This is a genomic window from Nocardia brevicatena NBRC 12119 (assembly GCF_000308495.1).
Taxonomy (GTDB): domain Bacteria; phylum Actinomycetota; class Actinomycetes; order Mycobacteriales; family Mycobacteriaceae; genus Nocardia; species Nocardia brevicatena.
Map to the genome: position 1 here is coordinate 1 of NZ_BAFU01000070.1, position 15508 is coordinate 15508.

The following is a 15508-nucleotide window of genomic DNA, read 5'->3' on the forward strand; positions in this document are numbered from 1 at the left end:
GCTGTGGGCTGTCGAAATCGAGCAGGTGGAAGGTGGATCCTCCGAGGGCGGTGCCTTCGGAGGCGGTGAACGGGATGATCCGGATCTCGATGGTGTCCGGGTGGTCCTCGATCAGCGATACCAGGTGGCGGAGTTGCTCCTGGAGTACGTCAGGGCCGCCGGTTTCTTGCATAAGAGCGGCCTGGCTGAAGATTGCGGTGACGCGGAGCGGGTCGTCGCCGGTGAGCCGGGTCTGGCGTTGCATCCGGATCGAAACATGCTGGTCGACCTCGAACGGGCGGATCATGGTGGAGGCGCCGATGATGGTGCGCGCGTATCCCTCTGATTGCAGTAGCCCGGGGATGAGTAGGCAGTTGTAGCAGCGGATGGCGTGCGCGCCGTGTTCGAGGCCGTAGAGCCGCTGCATCTCCGGTGTGATCAGCGCCGGGTATTTCGTCCACCAGCCACGGCCCTTGGTTGCGATCTCCCGGATCGCGACCAGCTCGTCCTGCTCATCGGAATCACAGCCATAGGTCCTGGCCAGCGACCGCAGTTTGTCCTCAGTGAGGATACGGGAGCCGTTGACCACCTGCGACCAGTAAGGCTGAGAGATCCCGACAGCTTTGATCACCTCGGCGTCGTCGAGCTGGGACTCGCGGCGCAGCCGGCCGAGCCGGAGCTTGAGCTCCCACTTCGCAACCGTGGGCGATGTCCGTGCCATATCCCAATCCTCCCTTATCGACGTCGTGGACCGTCGTCCGATGCCGCTTCTTCTCCTGTCACCGATGCTACGCGACTTGCTGCAATATTTTTGAACCTTGACGCTGCAATTATTGCTGCATAACCTTCCCTGTGTCGGTCGTCACCGGCCACCCGGCCCCAGCCGATCGGCAAATCCGCCGCGGAACGGTTCCGTGGCCCAGGCAGGGGTGATGCCACATGAACCTCGCAACACAATGGGAGGCGCCGTAATGTCCGCGATGTATGCGTACGTGCAACCCGGACTGATCGGCTCCTCGCCGCGCACCATCATCGAGGAACTGGAGGAGTCCGCCCACGCCTTGGGCGGCTCGATCTGGGGGCGGGTATACGCCCAGGAACCGTCTCCGGTCGGCGAACTGTGGGCACTGGTGACGGCATTCGACCACGCCCACGGCGGCACCATCGCCGCGGACCTGGAGCGCTTCGCCTCAGAGTCCGGCACCGATCTACACACACTCTTGACAGCTCCGCCGCCGACCTCCGCGCTGTGGGCACTGCTGGATGCCTTGACCCACCCCGACGCCGGATACCTGCTCATGCCCTCCCCGGAACACCTCGACGGCCTCGGAGTCCCCAAAACTTTGATACAACGGCTGATTTCACGGTTGGCGCCGCACGTGCACGTGGTGCACCTCGATACTCGTCCCGCAGGCGGTCGCGGTGTCATCGTCGCAGTCGACGTACCCGCCGCCGCACTGGCACAGGACATCGTGTCCCTACGAGTCCGGCAGCGCCTGCAACGCGCCGGGCTCGCCGACATCACCCCCATGGTCGACGCACTGCTCACGGAGATGGTCGCCGAGGCAATGTATGCCTCCGCACGCACTCCCGGCAACCCCGATCAGCTGCACATCGCCGTGCTGTGCCCACCGGAAAACACCACGGTCGTCATCGACGTGGTCGAGACCCGAGATCACTCGCAGGCCCCAATCGGTGACGGCCTCCAGCGGATCTGCATTCAGACGGGCGCCACCCCGCAGCGGTGGCGCAGCGACACCGGCGGCACCCTCACCCGCTGCCTGCTCGCCCTACCCGACACGCTGCAGCCCACCATGGTTCAGCCCACACAGCCTCGGCGGTGATCGCGATGGGCCCTCACACAACGACAGCCCTGATCAGCAGCAGCGACGACTGTGCACCATTCCTGCCGCCGGAAGAGCTTATGGCAGCGGTCCAGGGGCATACCGAAACCCGTTCACCGATGGCAGTCCACGCCAAAGAGCTGGCCGCCCTCTACCAGAGATGGATCGACGCGCCACCACACGAGACCCGGACCCTGCACACCCAGATCGGGCAGCGGATCAACGCCATCGACGCCTGGATCCACGGGCTACTGCCCCGGCCGCTGGGCGGTGTCACCCCCGGCACCGACTCCATCGGCGGCGTCGTAGCCCGTGTCGCCGAAGCGTGGGCATGCGCGCACTGGACCCTGCACCACGACCTCGACGAGGTCGAGCGTCACCGCGCCTGGGACCACCTGGCCGAAATGCGGCAGGGCTACGCAGGACTGACCCGCCTCGTACTCAACGGCCTGATCATCCTCCCGAAATCCTGGCCCAGCCTCGGGTGGCCCGGCGTAACCACCCCTACCCAATCGACAACTTCCCGCGAATCAACTGCTGGCACCCTTTCCGGAGTAAAGAACATATGAGCACCTCCGCGCTACCCACAGACCTCGCCACCTGCGTCGGGCTCTACCGCACCGAATACGGGATCAACGCCGAAGTCAGCGACCACGGACGCATCGTGGTGCACACCGGCGACGTCGGTTGCATCCGCCTGCCCGCTAGATTGGGCGAAGCCGTAGCAGATGAGCTGGCACGGAGGGGTCTTTCCACACCGGTTGTCGTTGATGACAAATCCTCTTCGTGGCGGTTTCTCACGCAGCGCCCCACAGCCTCGCCGCTGTTCGATCCGCTGTTCCCCTACCACGCCAAGCAATCCGGCTACGGGGCCGAAATCGCCCTGCCGACCCCGGGATATCCGGGTCGATGTTGGCGGATCGAGCCGACTGGCCCCCACAGGTTGGAGAGCGCGGTCGTAGTCGAGATCGCGTTGAAGCAGGCCGAGGCGATGACGAAATCCCCAGGGGTTATCCCGTGACTACACGCCCACGCAGAGTCCGGTCACAGGCAGATTCTGCGACCGCGCGGATTCGGACGGCCGGAGTCACAGAATGCGAGCGGCCACCAGTGGTGCGGCTGCTGATGGTCCGCCATGGCGAAGCGCACTGCAATGTGCGCGGTGTGGTGACCGGAGCCGAGGATTGTGACGGGCTCACTCCGCGCGGGCACCGGCAGGCCGCAGCAGTTGCTATGGCACTGGCCGTGGAGCAGCACAAGGTGGCGGCGGTCTACAGCTCGCCGGCGCTGCGGGCGACACAGACCGCCGAACCGATCGGCGAGGCTGTCGACGCACCAGTGGTCGATTCGCTGCCATGCCCAGCGTTCGGACCGACCCAGGGCTGGGCGAGGGAGGATATGCTGGCCAGCCTCGTTGACCCGGCGGAGCCAGCACTAGATAACCCGATCTCTGGGAGAGCCGAAACGTGGTCAGGCTGGGTGTACCGCGTCGGCGCGACTCTGGATGCTCTCGCCGACGAGCACTACGGCCAGACCGTGGTGCTCGTCGCCCATAGGGTGTCGGTCCAGGCCGCCGAGCAATGGTTCCACTCGGCCGCCCCCGGCGATGGTTTCTGTCTGCTCGCGGCAGATTTTGCCTCGATCACCGAATGGGAGCGCTGTTCGGTGGGGCACTCCGCGCATCAACGCTGGCTGTGGGCACGATCTCGCCACAACGATATCGCTCACCGGTTCTTCGAAGTCCAGTGGTGAGCATCGGCGACTTGCAAGGGATCGCGATGGTGTTGCACCCCGGCATAGGGCCTGACGCACACGCCACCCTGCCGGGTGGCTACTGCGGGCACACGCAACTGTCCCGCATGTCGCTATCGGTGGTGCGGACACAGACAGGGCCCTCTACGTGCAGGAACAGGACCAAGTCGCCCTGTATAAAATGGCAGCGGACCGGCTTCGCTGTAGCGTTGTCCACGGCCGACACCGCCGATGCGATCAACCGCCGAATCAGGGAACTTGCAGAGTAGGAGTCACGGTGATCACCGGTAACCGCCTCGAATGGCGGAAATCCACCTTCAGCGGCAACGGCGAGAACTGCGTCGAGGTGGCGCCCTCCCACGGCTGGCGCACCTCCAGCTTCAGCGGTCGAGAACTGGGTTTCCCACAACACCAGCCGATCCAGACTCGTCGCGAGCCACGGCAGCAGCAACGCGGTCGGCACTGTACCAAAACTGGCAGCCACCGCCGATAACGGCCCCGCGAACCGGCCGCGCGTGTATTCCACTGTGGCCTGACGCGATCGTCACACCCCGCGGCGAACCGCGTCAAGCGCCCCACCGCCACTCCCCTCCGGACAGGCATGCGCCACCAATCCACACGCGAGCGGCAGCCTCCCGGGGGCCGACCGCTGGGACGCGCAGTGGCTACCTCCAGCCCACTCGTCTCCGTAACCACGCGATCGCCGCGCGGCCGGCTTCGATTCGATGTCGACGCAGAGCTGGCGACTGCGCCCCGGGGGACCGGTGGCTCTCCCGGGTCCAATATCCGGCCAGCGCGCACACCACGGCGGTGATCGCGGCGGGATCGATGTCGCGGGTGAGGGGGTGCGACGCCAAGATCGGTTCGGCGTCGACCCCGTGTTGGGTCAATGCGGGGGCCAGGAACACCAGATCCACCCAGGCTGCGCCCACACACGGCCAGGACCAGTCGACCACCATGACCGTGCCGTCCGGGCGCAGCAGCATATTGTCCGCGCGGAGATCGGTATGCAACAGCGTCTCGCCCACCGCGGCAGCCTCCCATCGCGACTCGAGGATCGCCAGCCGATCCAGATTCCGGCGCGCCCAACCGTCCATGTCGCCGGGCGGGCCGTCCTCGGCGCACGCCCGCCAGCTCGATAGTTTCGGGCGGTACTCGGTGGCCAGGGTCGGGGCCCCTGCCAGTGGGTTCGGGGTCAGCGTCCGTGTCAGGTCCTCGATCACAGCGAGAACCGCCGTTAGTTCCGCCGGCTGATCGAAGCGGGGATGTCTGCCTGCGATGTCGTCGAATACCAGGACGAGCCACCCGTCGGTCTCCAGGGTGAACCGCAGTGCCGGGGCTGCGATCTGCGGTGGCAGTTGCGCCGCGGTTTCGGCCTCGACGCGGTATCGGTGGGCGAACCTTTCCTGGGTAGGGATGGCCTTGGCGAACACGGTGCGACCGTCGACCAAGACCAGCCGGGAAGCCATTCCGCGGCTGAACCCTCCCGGCTGGGTCGATGCCGAACGCACTCGTGCACCCAACCGTTCCTCGATCTCGGCGCGCACCGCCACCGGTACACCGCTCCACCGGATCCGGGACACCGGGGCTTCGATCTCGGTCATTGGATCATCGTGCAGCGTGCAGACCGGCCTCACCATCGAATTTCGTCTCTGGGGCTGGCGGGTCGGAGCCGACGGCAGATCCTTCGGGTTTGCCGCCGTCGGCCAGTTCGTGTTCGATGTCGTGGTAGATCCGGTCGACTATGGCATCAAGGGTCCAGGTGGCGTCGATGCGGGTCTCGTCGGCGAATGGCAGCGGCTGCCATCCGTGGTACCAGCCGGCCATCTGCTCCGGTGGAATCGTCGCGGCTTGAGGCCGCCCGGCGTGCCGGATCAGGGTTTCAGCGAAGGTGAGATCGAAACTGTACAACAGGGCCCGGCGCGCCGAAGTGACGAGCCGTTCCAGCATGGGCCCGTAACGGTTGGCATCGAGGATGCCCTCCACGATCACCACCATCCCCCGAGTCAGACATGACCTGGCGATCTGCTCGATGAGATCGATATTGAACCCCCCGGGCTCGTCGAACTCGCGGAGCATGTTGCGCCGCACGGTGTCCTGCGAGACCACTGCACAGCGGCTATGGTCGAAACGCCGCTGAACCGCCGCGGCAGTCGAGGACTTCCCCGACGCAGAATTCCCGCGGATCACCACCAGCACGCCCTCACCCCCAGAGTCCGCCCTACCCTGGTAAGTGGTGGTCACGCCTGCCGTGTCGTTGACCAAGGTCACGTAGACCAGTTGCGGGATCCGCTGTATCAACTCCCGGTACAAGGTCTGAGCAACGCGCTCGAAAGTCGTTCTGTGCTCGAACAACTCAGTCCAAATGGTGGCCGACAAGCGGCTCGCGTACTCGTCGAGAACCTCGTCGAGCGGATCGGTATCGACAAACCGGCCATGAGCGTCGAGCTGGTCGTCCACGAACGAGAAACCCACCCGCATCGTGACCGAAGCCACTGTGATCGGCGCCAGCCCCTGAGCCTGCCGCACCGGTGAAGACAGTCCCTGCCTCACCTCGATGCGGCGGCTCATCTCCACGCTGAACACCCGAAACACCCTATCCAATGCTGAGCATCCCCACCGTGAATTCGCCGTCTGCCCGACCCTGGAGGGCGCCAAGCGGAGCCCCACGGCCGCGACCCAATCGCGAATGTCTCGGCTGGCGCGTATGTCCGTTTGGATTTAGTCCTGTCGAGAGCGTCGCCGCGCGGCTTACCAGCGGCTACCGCGACCGGGCGGTCCGATGACGATGTCCCGGGGATCCTGCTCCATGGTGCAGATCTCGAAACTGCCGTCTCGATCGACCCGCCGGTCGATTTCCTCACCTTCCGAGCTGAAGTACAACTTCATCAGGTTTACTGATGTCGACCACTTCCACTGCGCCATCTCTTCGACGATCACTTCAACTTGGCTACAATCCGCGCAGTCCTCGAAGTATGATTCGTCACCATTGACGTCATCGTAGGCTTCAGAGTGGGCTTCACATGGTTCGAACTCGGTCCGGTATAGGTACCCCGGTGACCAGAGGTTCGCCGAAGGTGGCCAATCGAGTTCAATCCAATGCCCCGGTTCAAGGCCAAAGGCGTTGATCCAGCTCTCCATCGCAGCCTTCTTATCCGCGTCTGTCCACGAGACGTCAGGAGGGAGGGCGAGCTCCTCGATCAGATCGAGACCGTGATAATCCCATGGGTCATCGACCCGTTCGGTTTCCAATCCAGCTGCTGCAGCCCGCTCCAGCCACGTCTGAGCGCTCCCGGCACCGGTGTATATCAGCTCGGGGTCAATCGGCGGAGTGATCTCGGAGACCAGATATGCCCATTTGTGCCGATGTTCGTGCACTGCCCGCACTGGGAGCCGAGCGACGATCTCACGCTCGATCACCTGGTCCTCCGCTGCCGCATACAATGCCAGCATATTCTGGACTGCCTCGACACCGTGTAGCGTTCCCGGGCGCCTATCCTCAACCAGCCGATCCCACTCCGCCCCTGCGATACGTTCCTGTTCCCGTTCCAGCTCTTGCACCCGGTCTCTCAACGACGCCGCGTCGTTGAGGTTCCGATCGTGGAGATACTTTTGTTGCACCGTCTGCAATGCGCGAAACAACCTATCGGACAACGGTTCCCCTTACTCGCCTCGCCCATTGTGGTTCAGCAACGATACAGGCCCTCCAGCGCCTGGGGTCTCAGCCTCCACGCCAGAACGTACTCCACCGGACACGTCGCGAGCACCGCCACCTCCGCTCGCGGCCACGAAAACCCTTCTTATCCCGCTCCCGGCAATCGGCGGCCGTCCGCCGCAAACTCATTCCTCCGCGTCAGGTGCCTATTCGTCTGCGAATGTGTCCAGCTGCTTGAGGACCTGGTCGATCGCCTCGCGCTCCTCCTCGGGAGGGTATCCGTGCTTCGCCAAGAGGCCACTGTGCCGCACGGCAGTCGATGAGCTGGTGATCCTGGATACCGGTATCGGATGGCGGCCCGGAGCTCTCGTGGCGTTGGTGATCGCGGCGTGTAGTGCCGAATCTGGTCGTCGTCACCGCAGACGAAACCCGGGGCCGTCGCGCACAGTTGGTCCGCCACGCCCTGAATCTGCTCGACCGCAACGGCGTTGCAGCGATCTCCGGGTTCGATCTGGGCGGCGAGGACCGGTTCCTCATCGACAACGACCACCCGACCCCGGCGCAGGATGACGATTTCTTCGAACGGATCCGTGGTCTCGATCGCGTGATCGCCGCCGTTGTCGAACTCTGCGATGCCGCCCGCCGGATCCAGTGGGTGGGGTTGGGACCGATGTCCAACCTTGCTGCCGTCGTCTCCCGCCTGCCCGAGATCGCCGACCGGGTGGCGGTCCCCCAACTGGGCGGGTCGCTCAAGGGCTACCACGGTAAGAGGCCCGTCTCGGATACTTTCCGTACCGATCCCACGTCTACTGGGCTCGCCCTGCGTGCATTGCACGCTCCGCGTCTGGTGCTCGGCGACCACACCGACTCCGACGCCCTCCAGATCACCTTCGAGTCCCCGCTTCTTCAGGCGCTCGACCGCCCGACCGCACCAGGGTGGGCGGATCTGCTGGCGATACACCTACGGGCATGGTTAGCCCGCAAACCCCAAATCTGGCTGCGTGATCTCCTGCCGCTCAGTGCCGCGCTCGGACTACCCTTTATTACCTTTCGCACTGAGCGAATCACAATACATCCGGATGCGGGCCTGTCCGCCACACCCCACGGACGATCAATGCAGGTGTCCAGTGCGGTCGACTATGACGAGCTTCTGACGTGGACGCACGGACCGCTACGTCAGTGACTGATCAAAGTCTCAACTGCGGCAGCTAATTCAGCTGCGAAAGCTGCGGCTACTCGTGACAGGGAGCCGGTGCTAGCCTGGCCACAGGCCGGTTGAACCCCCTTGGCCGGTCCACTCCGCAGCTCACGGCTGCGACGAGCAGCGGCACCGCCAGCCTGCATTACCCCTGATGCATGGCGGTGCCGCTGCTGCTTCCTGGCAGTCTCGGATCGAACTCCGTTGGCACCCCAGGGACGGTGCCATCCCTGACAGCAGCAAGCCCCCAAGCAAGCAAATCGGGGCCTGGTGAAGACCCAGTTCCCCTCATGCATGGCCAAGCTCCGGCAAGATCGTCAGTCGACCAGAGCAATTTCTGCAGGTCACCTGCGGCGCAGTTGGCGTTGGGTGGTCACGAGGTCTCGAAGGAGACTTGTTCGTGCCGAAGCATTATCCCGAGAAGTTCCGTCACAAGATCCTCGATCGGTCGCCGCCGCGCGTCCGATCGAGTAGGTCGCTGCAGACGTGAGCACCACTGACCAGACGGTCTACGTCTGGCGCAGTACTGATCAGTCTGAACTGGCCGCGGTCATCCGAGAGTTGCAAGCCAACTTTCGGGATGCCGCTTGATTTTGCTATGTCATATCGCAAAGATATCAAACATGACATCTGTGGACGTGCCTGCAACGCTGCGCACCATCCGGGGCAACCTCAACCTCACCCAGGCTGAGCTGGCTGAGAAGCTCGGAGTCTCCTTCGCGACAGTCAATCGGTGGGAAGGGGGCGGCAACAAGCCCCAGAAGGCGGCCATGGCGCTGATCCTAGACGTGGCTGCCGAGGCCGGGATCGACGCCGGCGACACCGAAGTAACCTCTGGTCCGGCACCAAGTCGCCGTCGAGGCCGTGGCCGTGCGCCGGCCGCACAGAGCACCAAGCCCATGGAACAGATGCTCTGGGACGCCGCCTCATCGATCCGGGGTGAGAAGGACGCGCCTAAGTTCAAGGACTACCTCTTACCGCTGCTCTTCATGAAGCGACTCTCCGATGTTTTCGACGATGAGATCGGTCGGCTTGCTGAGGAATTCGGTGACCAGGAGATCGCCCTTGCAATCGCCGAATCGGACCACAGTCTGTTGCGCTTCTACCTGCCAGCCGTGGCTCGCTGGAGCATAATTTCGGGCCGTACGTCGTATGACTGGCCGGTCGACGAGCGCGGTCGTTCGACCCAGCCACGGGACATCGGGGAACACCTCACCAAGGCGGTGCGTGCGGTCGTACGGCACAACCCCGACCTCTCAGGAGTCATCGATGTGGTCGACTTCGCTGCCGAGCGCAACGGCGAGCGTGACATCAACCCGGCCAAGCTTCGCGGTGTCGTCGAGACTTTTTCCGACCCGCGTTATCGCCTGGGCCTCGCCGACGTACAGCCCGACTTCCTTGGGCGGGCCTATGAGTACCTCCTCCGTAAGTTCGCTGAGGGTTCGGGCCAGAGCGCGGGTGAGTTCTTCACGCCTACTGAGGTCGGATTTCTAATGGCCCACATCTTGAGGCCCAAGCCTGGGGAGACGTGCCACGACTACGCCTGTGGTTCGGGTGGGCTCCTGATTAAGCTGCAGCTGGTCGCGCGCGAACTCGACCCCACCAGCAAGGTGCCGCTCAAGATGTACGGCCAGGAGCTTCAGGCCGAGAGCTACGCCGTCGCTCGGATGAACACGATCATTCACGACATGGACGTCGACCTGCAGCGCGGCGATACCATGATCAATCCGAAGTTCCGTGATGCCAGCGGTTCCTTAGTCCGATTCGACGTCATCGTTGCCAACCCCATGTGGAATCAGCCCTTCGACCCTGGGCTGTTTACCGACGACCCGTTCGACCGGTTCATGAAGTCGGGCGGTGCGACTTCCGGTCGGGGCGACTGGGCCTGGCTCCAGCACACCCTCGCCACCATGAACGAGGGCGGCCGGGCCGCAGTCGTTCTAGACACCGGCGCGGTCACGCGTGGCTCGGGCGCAGCGAAGGACGACAAGGAGCGCAACATCCGGCAGTGGTTCGTCGACCACGACATGATCGACGGTGTGATCCTGCTGCCCGACAACCTCTTCTACAACACGACGGCTGCAGGCGTAATTGTCGTTCTAAACAAGCGGAAGCCTGCCAACCGGAAGAACAAGGTCGTGCTGGTGAACGCCAGCCAACGGTTCATCAAGGGCAGGCCGAAGAACTACCTCGGTCAGGCGGCCATCAAGGAGCTGGCCACACTCTTCAACACGGGCGAACCGATCGACGGCGAGGTGGCGGTCGTCGAACTAGACGACATTAAAGGAGCGGACTACAACCTGAGTCCCGCCCGTTGGGTCACGCGGATTAGCGACCAGGAGCACCGGACGATCAAGGAGATCGTCGCGGACCTCCTGAGCCTCGACGAGCGGGCGAAACAAATCGACCTCACGCTCATGAAGATGCTGGAGAAGCTGTGAACGATACCTGGACCCAGCGCCCCCTAGGGGAGCTTTTCGAGATCGGCGCAGGAAAAACCATGTCGGCCGCAGCTCGCGCTGGCCAGAACAAGGTGCCGTTCCTCCGCACCTCTAACGTCTTCTGGGATCGACTGGACTTTAGCGCTGTTGACGAGATGTCTATCCGGCCGAACGAACTGCCGGACAAGCTCTTGGAGGCTGGAGACCTCCTCGTGTGCGAGGGTGGCGAGATCGGCCGGGCCGCAATTTGGGATGGCTCGATCGCCCCGATGTCCTTCCAGAACCACCTGCACCGTCTACGCCCGAAAGTTCATGACGTCGACCCGCGGTTCTACGTTTACTTTCTCCAGGCTGCCTTCACCCAGCTGGGGATCTTCGAGGGCGCGGGCAACAAGACCACGATACCGAACCTCAGTTCTAGGCGCCTGGCGGCGTTGGAGGTACCTCATCCGCCTCTTTCGGAGCAGTCGGCCATCGTTGACGCGCTCGCGCTTATCCGGGAGGCGTTAAAGATTCAGGAGGACAGCCTCGCTGCTGCTGACTCACTTCGGACGAGCACTATGTTGTCCGTCTACTCCAAGGGCCTCAACGGTGAATCGACCAAGCTCTCCCAGCTCGGAGATATTCCTGAAAGCTGGAGCGTCATCGAGTTCTCTCAGCTGCGTGAGTCTTTGCGCTACGGGACCTCGCAGCGCTGCTCCGCGACGCCGGCGACGTACCCGGTCCTCCGCATCCCGAACATCTTGTCAGCCCGGATCGACGCTGCGGACCTGAAGTACTGCGATCTCACGGACAAGGAAGCGGCGCGCTACGGACTGGAGGACGGCGACCTCATCTTCATCCGCACCAACGGCGTCATCGAACGCCTCGGTCTCTGTGCCGTCTACCGAGGCAATCCCGACAAGGCGCTGTATGCCTCGTACCTGATCCGCGCCCGACTGCTGGATGGCGTAGATCCCGACTTCGTCGCCTACTTCATGGGTTCGCCAGTCGGAATAGACCAGATCGGCTCTCGTGCAACGCCCGCCGCGGATGGCAAGTTCAATCTGAACACTGGAATCATTGATTCGCTGCTTGTGCCTTTGCCTCAACTTAGGGAGCAACAGGAGATCGCGGCCGTTCTGCGTACCATCGACCAGAAACTGGACCTCCATCGGACTAAGCTCGTGCGACTGAACGAGCTCTACCAGCGAATGCTGTACGACCTCATGACCGGAGCAGTCCTCATCGACGAACTGGCCGTTCCGACTCGCGCGTCAGCAGGGGGGAGCGCCGCATGACCACGCTGAAGATTGGCGAAAGCTACACGGTCCAATTTCCCATGGTAAAGCATGTCACGGAGGTCGGTTGGACGGTCATGACGCCCACCGAGGCCGAGGCCAAGCGCCAGGGACGCGCCAACATGATTTTTCGCGACGAGTTGGAAGCGAAGCTGGTCGAGTTCAACCCCTGGCTGAGCGACGACCAGTCGCGCGCCATCGTCGATACTATCGAGGCGCTGCCGGCGACGATCGAGGGAAACCGCGACGTGCTCGGCTGGATTCGGGGAGAGCGGCAGTGGTACGACGAGGTGGAGAAGCGGCACCGTCCGGTCCAGGTTGTTGAGTTTGTCCACCCGGGTAGCAACTCCTTCGTCGTGACGTGGGAGTGGAAGATCGAGCCACTGGCACGCAAGGGCAACCGGGCTGACCTGATGTTTGTGATCAACGGGCTGCCGGTCGCTATCGTCGAACACAAGAACCCGAAGGACGGAGGAGCGCTTGATCGCGCCGTCAAGCAGCTCCGTCGCTATGAGCTGGAGACTCCGGAGCTGTTGGCGGCTCCGCAGCTCTTCAACGTCACGCACGTGCTTGACTACTGGTACGGCGTTACGTGGAATGCCAATCGACGATTTATCTCGAAGTGGAAGCAAACACCGGACGAGGAGTACCGGATCGCCGTCCAGGCATTCTTCGAGCCGACCGACTTCCTGCGCACACTCCAGCACTGGATCCTCTTCTACGTCGAGGATGGCGAGACCCGGAAGTCGGTACTCCGCGAGCATCAGCGCCGCGCGATCGACAAGATCGTCGCCCGTTGCGCCGACCCCGAGAAAACCCGTGGTCTCATCTGGCACACCCAAGGCTCCGGCAAGACCTTCACCCTTCTCACCGCTGCCCGCCTGATTTTGGAGGGCAAGGACCGCTTCGATAACGGCACCGTCATCCTCGTCGTCGACCGCATCGAGTTGGAGGGCCAGCTTCGGGAGTGGGTCGACCGCCTGCTCGGAGAGATGCAGGCGAACGACATTGCCGTGCGCCGGGTCAACACCAAGGCCGAGCTCCAAGAGCTGCTTGGTGCAGACTTCCGCGGCCTGATCATCTCAATGATCCACAAGTTCGAGGAGATCAAGAAGGACAGCTCGCCGCGCGACAACATTTTCGTCTTCATCGACGAGGCGCACCGCTCAGTCGCCAAAGACCTGGGTACTTATCTCATGGCCGCACTACCGAACGCCACGATCATCGGCTTCACCGGAACACCCGTGGGGAATGCCAAAGGTGGCTCCGGTTCCTTCCAGATCTTCGGCGGCCAGGACGAGACCGGCTACCTGGACAAATACTCCATCCGAGAGTCCATCGAGGATGGCACCACGTTGCCCATCCGCTACATGATGGCGCCGTCCAATATGACGATCCCCACCGAGCAGTTGGACGAGGAATTCTTCGCGCTTGCTGAGGGCGAGGACGTCACCGACGTCGAGGAACTCAACCGGGTGCTCGACCGGGCCGTCGGCATCCGGGCCTTCCTCAGCGCCGATGATCGGATCGAGCAAGTCGCGGAGTTCGTGGCGAACCACTTCCGGGAGAATATCGACCCGCTGCACTACAAGGCGTTCCTTGTGGCGGTCGACCGTGAGACCTGCGCCAAGTACAAGATGGCACTTGACCGACATCTGCCGCCGGAGTGGTCGGAAGTGGTCTATAGCAGCAATGCCTCGGATGCCGTCGACCGGCCTAAAGTAGCCGAATTGCAGCTCAGCGATACCCGCGAGCAAGAGGTACGCAAGTTTTTCAAGAAGCCCACCGAGCAGCCAAGGATCCTGATCGTTACGGACAAGTTGCTCACCGGCTACGACGCTCCGGTCTTGTACGCCATGTACCTCGACAAGCCGATGCGCGACCATGTGCTCCTCCAGGCGATCGCTCGGGTCAACCGCCCGTACGTCGACACCCAGGGCGTCCAGAAGCGGGTCGGTCTGGTACTCGATTTCGTCGGCGTGCTCCGGGAGCTCCAGAAGGCCTTGCGTTTTGATTCGGCCGACATCGACGGTGCGATCGAGGATCTCGACACCATGATGGAAGACCTGCACCGCCGCATCGGGGAAGCCACCGAAAACTACCTCAAGGTCGACCCTAAGGACAGCCCCGACCAGCAGCTCGAGAAGGTCGTCTATAGCCGCTTCATCAACCCCGAGACCCGCAAGACATTCTTCGAGGACTACAAGGACATCGAGGCGCTTTGGGAGATCCTTTCACCGTCGGCGGAGCTGCGCGATCACCTTCACACGTACAAGCACCTTAGTCAGTTGTACGCTGCAGTGCGCAACGCCTACTCCGAAACCGGTTCCTTCCTTGGGGACTTGGAGTACAAGACCCGCCGGCTCATCGAGACCAGTGCGGAGCAGGAGGGCCTGGGCCGCATCGCCAAAGTCGTCACATTCGATGTCGACGCGCTGGAGCAGCTCAGAGGTGAGGACGGGCCAGACGAGGGCAAGGTCTACAACCTACTACGTGGCCTCCGGAAGGAGATGGACGAGGACCCCGCCAAGGCCGTGGTGCTCCGGGCCCTCAAAGAGCGCGCGGACCAGGTGATCAAGAATCTGGAGGAGCGGAAAATCACCGGCATGGCCGCAATGGATGAGATCGCGGCGTTGGTCGTCGAGAAGGATGAGGCCCGGAAGGCCGCACAGAACTCCGGCTTGAGCGATGTCGGCTTCGCGGTTCACTGGCAGCTGAAGCAGGATGAGTCGTTTGCAGCGGCTGGCCTGGACACCCTCGCTGTCGCGAAAGAAGCGGAGACCGTCCTCGCCAAGTTCCCGAACTGGGTCGAGAACCCGGATGAGCAGCGCCGCCTTCGCCTCAACCTTTACAAGCCGGTGATCAAGCTAGGGGTCGACGAGGGCAAGCGGGCAGTCGAACAGATGATGCAGGTGCTTGAGCAGACGGCAGGAGACTGATGTCCTCGCTCTATCCGGACCAACAGCTCAAACGGCGCGCCATGGCGTGGGCGCTCCGACTCAAGGTAAACCCGCAGCGCGTCGACATTGTCGAGATGCCTAAGAAGTGGGGCTCCTGCACGAGCGATGGCGTGGTGACGTTCGCCGATGAACTGGCGGACACCGATGAGACGTTCCAAGACTACGTGATCGTGCACGAACTCCTGCATCTCCGGTATCGGACTCACGGCAAGCGTTTCCAGGCCATGATGTCCGCTCTGGTGCCTAACTGGCGCGAGCTTGAACGACAGAGTCAGCACTCCACGGAACGAGCTGACCGTGAGCAACCACGGGGGAGGCCCTATCAGTGATATTATAGAGCCCAAGGGTCTGCTGCATGGATAGGTGACACCCTGACCTGTCTCCGCAGCAGGCCCCAGC

At 63.1% G+C, this 15508-nt stretch carries 14 protein-coding genes; 10 read left to right on the forward strand and 4 right to left on the reverse strand.

The genetic code is table 11. The features are described from left to right. Positions 1–700 (reverse strand): helix-turn-helix domain-containing protein (locus ON20_RS19090; RefSeq protein WP_040837359.1); only part of this gene is annotated, 700 nt, incomplete at its 3' end. Positions 701–950: 250 nt separating this feature from the next. On the opposite strand from ON20_RS19090, the gene ON20_RS19095 reads away from it, so the two are divergent. The 5 genes from ON20_RS19095 (at position 951) to ON20_RS40630 (ending at position 4068) form a co-directional block, all read left to right on the forward strand. Further along, complete coding sequence (locus ON20_RS19095; protein ID WP_040837361.1) at positions 951–1823, forward strand: hypothetical protein; 873 nt, start codon at positions 951–953, stop codon at positions 1821–1823. Between the two features lie 5 nt (positions 1824–1828). After that, positions 1829–2392 carry a hypothetical protein gene (locus tag ON20_RS19100; RefSeq protein WP_157228903.1) on the forward strand — a complete coding sequence of 188 codons (564 nt, stop codon included), beginning with the start codon at positions 1829–1831 and terminating at the stop codon, positions 2390–2392. Beyond that, positions 2389–2844 (forward strand): hypothetical protein, encoded by a 456-nt coding sequence (locus ON20_RS36525; protein ID WP_051162837.1) that lies wholly within the window; start codon positions 2389–2391, stop codon positions 2842–2844. Before ON20_RS19100 ends, ON20_RS36525 begins: the two co-directional genes overlap by 4 nt. Positions 2845–2933: 89 nt before the next feature. Further along, positions 2934–3575, forward strand: a complete 642-nt coding sequence (locus ON20_RS33270; protein ID WP_051162839.1) for a histidine phosphatase family protein — start codon at positions 2934–2936, stop codon at positions 3573–3575. Between the two features lie 181 nt (positions 3576–3756). Then, positions 3757–4068 (forward strand): DUF397 domain-containing protein, encoded by a 312-nt coding sequence (locus ON20_RS40630; protein WP_083865091.1) that lies wholly within the window; start codon positions 3757–3759, stop codon positions 4066–4068. A gap of 172 nt (positions 4069–4240) precedes the next feature. Here ON20_RS40630 and ON20_RS19125 read toward each other — a convergent pair whose 3' ends face one another. From ON20_RS19125 to ON20_RS19135, 3 genes are all read right to left on the reverse strand, one after another. After that, complete coding sequence (locus ON20_RS19125; RefSeq protein WP_040837367.1) at positions 4241–5179, reverse strand: aminoglycoside phosphotransferase family protein; 939 nt, start codon at positions 5177–5179, stop codon at positions 4241–4243. A 4-nt stretch (positions 5180–5183) separates the two neighbouring features. After that, entirely contained in the window at positions 5184–6161 is a 978-nt protein-coding gene (locus ON20_RS37650; RefSeq protein WP_051162845.1) for a P-loop NTPase family protein, read from the reverse strand. 165 nt (positions 6162–6326) lie between these two features. Next, positions 6327–7229: a hypothetical protein gene (locus ON20_RS19135; RefSeq protein ID WP_157228904.1), complete on the reverse strand. Its 903-nt coding sequence runs from the start codon at positions 7227–7229 to the stop codon at positions 6327–6329. A gap of 395 nt (positions 7230–7624) precedes the next feature. Between ON20_RS19135 and ON20_RS19140 the strand changes: the two genes are divergently transcribed. The 5 genes from ON20_RS19140 to ON20_RS19160 all read left to right on the forward strand — a co-directional run bounded on the left by ON20_RS19140 (position 7625) and on the right by ON20_RS19160 (position 15438). After that, positions 7625–8413, forward strand: a complete 789-nt coding sequence (locus ON20_RS19140) for a hypothetical protein (RefSeq protein WP_040837370.1) — start codon at positions 7625–7627, stop codon at positions 8411–8413. Positions 8414–9051: 638 nt separating this feature from the next. Then, positions 9052–10869 (forward strand): N-6 DNA methylase, encoded by a 1818-nt coding sequence (locus tag ON20_RS19145; RefSeq protein WP_040837372.1) that lies wholly within the window; start codon positions 9052–9054, stop codon positions 10867–10869. Continuing rightward, entirely contained in the window at positions 10866–12149 is a 1284-nt protein-coding gene (locus ON20_RS19150) for a restriction endonuclease subunit S (RefSeq protein ID WP_040837374.1), read from the forward strand. Before ON20_RS19145 ends, ON20_RS19150 begins: the two co-directional genes overlap by 4 nt. Continuing rightward, positions 12146–15088 carry a type I restriction endonuclease subunit R gene (locus ON20_RS19155; RefSeq protein ID WP_040837376.1) on the forward strand — a complete coding sequence of 981 codons (2943 nt, stop codon included), beginning with the start codon at positions 12146–12148 and terminating at the stop codon, positions 15086–15088. The genes ON20_RS19150 and ON20_RS19155 overlap by 4 nt, the downstream gene beginning before the upstream one ends. Then, a complete protein-coding gene (locus ON20_RS19160) occupies positions 15088–15438 on the forward strand; it encodes a M48 metallopeptidase family protein (protein WP_218002565.1) in 351 nt (116 codons plus the stop codon). Before ON20_RS19155 ends, ON20_RS19160 begins: the two co-directional genes overlap by 1 nt. Positions 15439–15508 lie beyond the last annotated feature (70 nt).

What these genes read in the sequence shown, in the direction of transcription:
- ON20_RS19095 (WP_040837361.1), top strand. Translation starts at nt 951, where the DNA reads ATGTCCGCGATGTATGCGTACGTGCAACCCGGACTGATCGGCTCCTCG.
- ON20_RS19100 (WP_157228903.1), top strand. Translation starts at nt 1,829, where the DNA reads ATGGGCCCTCACACAACGACAGCCCTGATCAGCAGCAGCGACGACTGT.
- ON20_RS36525 (WP_051162837.1), top strand. Translation starts at nt 2,389, where the DNA reads ATGAGCACCTCCGCGCTACCCACAGACCTCGCCACCTGCGTCGGGCTC.
- ON20_RS40630 (WP_083865091.1), top strand. Translation starts at nt 3,757, where the DNA reads ATGGCAGCGGACCGGCTTCGCTGTAGCGTTGTCCACGGCCGACACCGC.
- ON20_RS19125 (WP_040837367.1), bottom strand. Translation starts at nt 5,179, where the DNA reads ATGACCGAGATCGAAGCCCCGGTGTCCCGGATCCGGTGGAGCGGTGTA.
- ON20_RS19145 (WP_040837372.1), top strand. Translation starts at nt 9,052, where the DNA reads ATGACATCTGTGGACGTGCCTGCAACGCTGCGCACCATCCGGGGCAAC.
- ON20_RS19155 (WP_040837376.1), top strand. Translation starts at nt 12,146, where the DNA reads ATGACCACGCTGAAGATTGGCGAAAGCTACACGGTCCAATTTCCCATG.
- ON20_RS19160 (WP_218002565.1), top strand. Translation starts at nt 15,088, where the DNA reads ATGTCCTCGCTCTATCCGGACCAACAGCTCAAACGGCGCGCCATGGCG.